The organism is bacterium (genome assembly GCA_019912885.1).
Classification (GTDB): Bacteria; Lernaellota; Lernaellaia; order JACKCT01; family JACKCT01; genus JAIOHV01.
The window spans coordinates 1-5,453 of record JAIOHV010000066.1 but is presented as its reverse complement, the minus strand read 5'-3'; the positions used below and the strand labels follow the sequence as shown (position 1 = coordinate 5,453).

Annotated in this window: 6 protein-coding genes; 3 read left to right on the top strand and 3 right to left on the bottom strand. The window is 66.4% G+C overall.

Annotated elements, in window-relative coordinates; all coding sequences use genetic code 11:
• The coding region (locus tag K8I61_05615; GenBank protein ID MBZ0271493.1) for a fibronectin type III domain-containing protein at positions 1 to 945 on the top strand (945 nt) is incomplete at its 5' end.
• 83 nt (positions 946 to 1,028) lie between these two features.
• Here the strand turns inward: K8I61_05615 and K8I61_05610 are convergent.
• Positions 1,029 to 3,149 carry a glycoside hydrolase gene (locus K8I61_05610; protein MBZ0271492.1) on the bottom strand — a complete coding sequence of 707 codons (2,121 nt, stop codon included), beginning with the start codon at positions 3,147 to 3,149 and terminating at the stop codon, positions 1,029 to 1,031.
• Positions 3,150 to 3,279: 130 nt separating this feature from the next.
• Between K8I61_05610 and K8I61_05605 the strand changes: the two genes are divergently transcribed.
• Both K8I61_05605 and K8I61_05600 read left to right on the top strand, forming a co-directional pair.
• Positions 3,280 to 3,570 (top strand): type II toxin-antitoxin system Phd/YefM family antitoxin, encoded by a 291-nt coding sequence (locus K8I61_05605; GenBank protein ID MBZ0271491.1) that lies wholly within the window; start codon positions 3,280 to 3,282, stop codon positions 3,568 to 3,570.
• Positions 3,567 to 3,872, top strand: a complete 306-nt coding sequence (locus tag K8I61_05600; GenBank protein MBZ0271490.1) for a type II toxin-antitoxin system RelE/ParE family toxin — start codon at positions 3,567 to 3,569, stop codon at positions 3,870 to 3,872. The genes K8I61_05605 and K8I61_05600 overlap by 4 nt, the downstream gene beginning before the upstream one ends.
• Positions 3,873 to 3,949: 77 nt before the next feature.
• Here K8I61_05600 and K8I61_05595 read toward each other — a convergent pair whose 3' ends face one another.
• Positions 3,950 to 4,228, bottom strand: coding sequence for a hypothetical protein (locus tag K8I61_05595; protein ID MBZ0271489.1), 279 nt, complete (start codon positions 4,226 to 4,228; stop codon positions 3,950 to 3,952).
• 219 nt (positions 4,229 to 4,447) lie between these two features.
• Positions 4,448 to 5,453, bottom strand: a 1,006-nt coding sequence (locus K8I61_05590) for a protease complex subunit PrcB family protein (protein MBZ0271488.1), incomplete at its 5' end; no start/stop codon positions are given.

Genomic DNA, 5,453 nt, shown 5'->3' with positions numbered 1-5,453 from the left:
GCGGTGACCGCCTCGACGAGCGCCTTTACGATGCCAGCCGCGCCGACAGGCCTGACCGCGTCCGCCAAGCCCGGCGGCGGCGTGTCGCTGGCGTTCACGAATCGATCGAGCGGACAGGCGGGATTTGCGGTTTATCGCAAGATGTCCGGCGATGCCTCGTTCGCCGCAATCGGCGAAACGGTCAGCGAGACGTATTTCGACGCCGCGGCGCCCGCGGGCGCGACGCTCGTGTATGCCGTCGCGGCCTTCACCACCGACGGCGAGGGACCGCCTGGCGTGCCGGCGCTCGTGGATACCGCGCCCGTTGCGCCGAGCGATCTGTCGGTGACGCCGATCGACGAAACGTCCGTGCTGGTCGAATGGACGCCGGCAGGCGGCGGCGAGCAGATGATCTTCCGCTCGCGCGCGGAGGACGACGGCGGATTCCTTCCCATCGCGACGCTGCCCGCGGGCGCGTCGTCGATCGTCGATGCCGAGCTGCACGAGTGCGAACGCGCGACGTGGATCGTGCGGATGTACGCCGGCGAAGCGTACGACGAATCGCCGTGGGTCGAGAGCCGCGCCCTGCCGATGGCGCCGGCCGCGTTCGAGGCGATCCCCGACGCTGGCGGCGTCGGGTTGACGTGGACCGACATGTCCGACGGCGAGATGGGCTACGTCGTCGAACGCGCGACGGACGGCGGCGCGTTCGAGGAGATCGCGGCCCTTGGCGAAAACGCGCAGGCTTACACGGACGATCCGCATGCGGGCGCGCACGTCTATCGCGTCGCCGCGTTTCACGAATACGGCAAGGCGTACAGCGGCGAGGACAGCGTCGTCGAGGACGGCGCGGCGACCGACGACGACGGCCCGGACGATGACGGGGAGGATGACGATGACGCGGCGGACGACGATGACGATTTTGCCGAGCGCGACGAGGATGACGATTCCGGTTGCGGATGTTGAAATCGGCATCGCCCGATGACGATCGGGGCGATCGCCGGTGACCGGCGGTGCAATCGACTCGATCCGCGGGTCAGGAAAGGCCCTTACTCCACGCGCGCTTCGTAAACGTTTCCGATCGTTTCTTCGCCGTCCGTAAAACGCACGACCAACCTCACCACGCCGCCGACATGAGCGCGAGCGGGAACGTGCATGACGGGCACGGCGGGGCTGTCGGGCGGAAGGACGACTTGTTTTTCGCGTCGGAACAGCTCGCGCCCTTCGTCGTCCGTCACGACAACCTCGACGCGCGTTTCGCGCCCGGTGCGTTCGTCGTTGACGGCGAACACGTTCGTGGCAAGCGGCTGGCCGCGTTTGTAGATATCGCGTGGCAAAAGCGCGAACGCGTAAAGCGGGCGATACGCGGCGGCGAGGCTCGCGTAGCTCGATTTGGGGACGCGCCAATAATCGACGACGCTCCACAGCACCGCGGGGTTCGGGTCGTTGAACATGAATTGCAGGCACGCGCCGCACGGGTCGTATTTGCGCGCGCGCATGCGGTCGATGTAATGCCGGTGGATTTCCGACTGGTAGTCCTGCGTCGCCTGGATGTAGGCGGCGAGGTCCTGCCCCGGCGCGCGCGGCGTCCAGCGCTCCATCAACTCGCGTTGCAGTCCGTGTTTGTCTTCGAGCGCTTTCCAGTCCAGGCGCGCGATGTCGCCGGCCATGAAGCGCGCGGCGCTTTCGAGATTCGGAAAGCTCTGCGCGCCGAATTCGGAAACGCATCGGGCCGCCTTCGGCGCTCGCCGCAGGAGCGCGTCGAACGACCGGCGCGTGCCCATCGGGGTGTACCAGCCGCCGTACCAGTGGATGTCGCGGCGCCGGCGAAAGAGCCCCGGCTCGCCGGAGGAGATCATCGCGCCGCGTGACGGGTCTTCCTCGCGAAGCGCGGCGGCGATGCGCGGATCCATCACATCGCGGTTCCACGAGAACACGGCGGCGCTTGCGACGACGCGCGCGATCGCCGCGGCGCCGTGGTCTTTCGTATCCGCGACCGCGAACGGCTCGTTGTGCGCGCACCAGCAGACGATGGACGGGTGGTTATCCAGCAAGCGAGCCATCGCCCGCGCCTGGCGCACGGCCTCGGGCAGCACGTCGCGCGCGTAGCACCATTGCAGCGGCATGTCCTGCCACAGCGCGATGCCCGCGCGGTCCGCGGCACGGTAGAGCGCCGGGTGATCGACGTGCGCATGCACGCGCAACATGTTCATGTGCGCCTCGCGCGCGAGGCGCATGTCCGTCGCGATCGTGTCGGGCGAGACCGTCGCGAGGTGCGCGTCGGAAGGCGCGTAGTTGCTGCCTTTCACGAAGACGCGCTCGCCGTTGACGCGAAGCTCGCCGTCCTCGAACGTCACCATGCGAATGCCGATCTCGTCCTCGAAGACGTCGCTTGTCTCGCCGACCTCGTCCTCGACACGCACGGAGAGGCGATAGAGATCCGGCGCGCCGAGATCGTGCGTCCACCACAGGCGCGGCTCGGGAATGACGACGCGGTCGGTGAACGTGTTTTCGCCGGCGGCAAGCGACACCGTGTCGCGGCGCTCGATGGGATCGCCGCCGGCGACCGGCGCCAGGCGCGTATGCACGCGCGCGGTCATTGGCGCGGCGGCGTGGATCGTCAGGCGGCGAAGCATCACCGCTTCGACATCGCCCGCGCGTTCGGCATGCCATTGATCGCGAACGACGTGCGCGGCGCCGCTTGTGGCGACGTACGGCGCAAGCCAGACGCCGCCGGGCGAAAGCGTGGGGTCCATCGCGTCCCAGTGCCCGAAGACGCCGAGGATCGCGCGCTTGTTCAGAAGGTCGCTTTCCTTCTCGCAACGCACGCGCAGCACCAACTCGTTTTCGGCCGCGAGGATTTCCGTGACATCCCACGCGGCGGGGTCGAAGTAGCCCTCGTGCGTTCCGAGGGTGCGACCGTTCAGGACGGCGGCGAATTCGTAGAACACGCCGGGCACGACAAACCGCGCGCGGGCGCCGGGCGCGCGAACGAAATCGAATCGCCTGCGATAGACGATGCGCCCCGCGTATCCGGCGAGCGCGTCGTGCTGCTGCCAGTGCGACGGAACGTTCATCGTGAGCATGTCGGCGGGCGGCTCGTCGGGGAATTGCGCGACGGGCGCGAGATCCCAGGGGCCGTCGAGGATGTGTCGCGTTGGTTCGGGCATAGGCGAATCGGGCGGCGATCATTTCGCGCGCGATCGGGAGCGTCAAGTGACCGCGAACACCGACGCGCTTGGCGGGAACCTAAAATCGGTCTATATTGAGGTCACGAATTGTTCGGAAAGGTGGTCCCTGATGCGTCGCATGTTGTTGAGTGAAGATGTCGTTCCCGCCAAGGAATTCAAGGCGAAGCTCTCAAGCTGGCTTTCGCATGTCGCCGAAAATCGCCGCCCGATTCTTATCACGCTGAACGGCAAGCCGGCCGGCGTGCTGATGGACCCACGAGATTTCGACGTTGACCAGGCGCGCGCGGACGATGTCGCCGCGTTGAAGGAAGGACTTGCCGACGCCGCCGCGGGCCGATTCGTTTCCGATGAGGAACTCGACGCGATGCTGGATGAAGCGGTCAAGCCGCGACGACGATGAGAGTTCGCTGGACGTTGCGCGCCGCGAATGACCTTCGCGACCTGTCCCGTTACATCGCCGATTTCAATCCGAACATCGCTGTTGAAACTCGTAACAGGATACGAAAATCGGTGAAGCGCCTCGAAAAATACCCGAAAAGCGGCCGTGTCATCCCCGAATACGACGATGCCGCCATTCGCGAGATCATCGTCGGGCGATTTCGCGTTTGGTATCGCGTCGCGGGGCGTTTTGTCGATATTTTTACGATTCGTGGCGGGCAGCAGTTGTCGCCGGATAACATTTCGGAAATCGAAAAAGCCTGATCGGCGACAGCTCGACGAAAAAACGGCCGCGGGGACCTCCCGCGGCCGTCGTGGCTTCGGCTTACCGTGATTCGCGATTACGACGTGGCGTCGTCGTCCGAAGAGGTGTCGTCATCCGCGGACGTATCGTCGTCGCCGGTGTCGTCGTCGGACGTGTCGTCGTCCATGTCGTCGTCGTCGGCGTCATCGTCGTCGGCGTCGTCGTCATCGGCGTCATCGTCGTCTGTGTCGTCGTCGGCGGGGTCGTCATCGTCGTCGTCGTCGTCATCGTCGTCGCCGCACGCGACCGCGAGGCCGAGCGAAAGCGAGAGAATGAGTGCGAAAAGAATGTAGGCGATTTGATTCACGTTTTTCATAACAGGCCATCCCTCCGGGGAGTGGTTTTCTTAGGCGCGGGATGCGCCTAACGTCGCGCCGCGAAATAGAGCAACCGATGTGCCAAACGATACGATTTCTAGAATACTCAATGAAACCAAATACTTGTGCGATGTCGCTTCACGCCGGCCCGGCGACGCGGCGCGTCAATCATCAGAAATCTGAGACGGTTTCCTGAGAATTGGCCTCGGTGGAGGGGCTCAGGGCAGGTCGCCTTCGGTGACGCGGCGGTCGAAACGCACTTCGAGGTCTTCGGGAATCCGGCCGTCGAATTCGACGACGACGACCGAAAACGGCTGCGTCATGCTTTGCGTGACGACGGCGCCGGGCCGCGGGTGCGTCTCGAGGACGACGACCGTGAGGACCGATCCGGCAAGGCGGACGCTTTCGATCCGCACGCCGTGCCCGCCCGTCGGCTGCGTGCCGAGCGCGACCGTGACGACGACCTGCCGCGCGAAGTCGATCGCCGGCCGGGGCGGCGGCTGCGCGCGCGTCGCCCACAACCGCGTCCAGAGTTCGTCAAACGCGGCATCCTGTCGGACGACGCGCATGTCGCCGCGCGTCAGGCCGGAGTTGCGGCCGTCGAAGCGGCGCCCGATCTCGCCCCTGGTCGCGGGCGATTGTTCGGCCTCGCCGGAGGGCGACGCGACGCCGGCCTCGTCCCGTTCTTTTTCGCGCACCGCGCCGTCTTGCCGCCAACCGTTATCGGACGCCGCGGCGGGCGGTCCCGCCGGTGCGGATTTCGCCGGCGCGGGCGGCGGCTGGGCGGTCGTCGGGGCGTCGGCTTTCCTGGCGGCGACGGATCGCGCGCTTTCTTCGTCCTTCATTTCCTGGGCGGGCACATCCGCCGTTTGCGCCTTGCCTTCGACCGATTGTTCGGGCGCTTCGACGCTCGCGGTCGGCGCGGCCACGCCGCCCAACGTGTCGATGCCTTTTCCCGCGCCGGAACTTCCCCCGGTCTCGCCGCCGGTCGCGAATTCGGCGCGTGTCCCGGACTTTTCGGCCGGCACTTTCGCGAATCGCCCGATCGCGCCCCGGTATTCGAGCTTCGCCTCTGGCTTTGGCGCCGGCATCTCGTTTTTTTCTCCACCCTTCGCGCCGACGATGGCGTCGTCCGCGCCGACGGAGGATTTGAAGGCCGATTCGTCAGCCTCCCCGGACCGCGCGTCCCTGGCGAACATTGGCCGCGCGACGTCGCGATCGGCC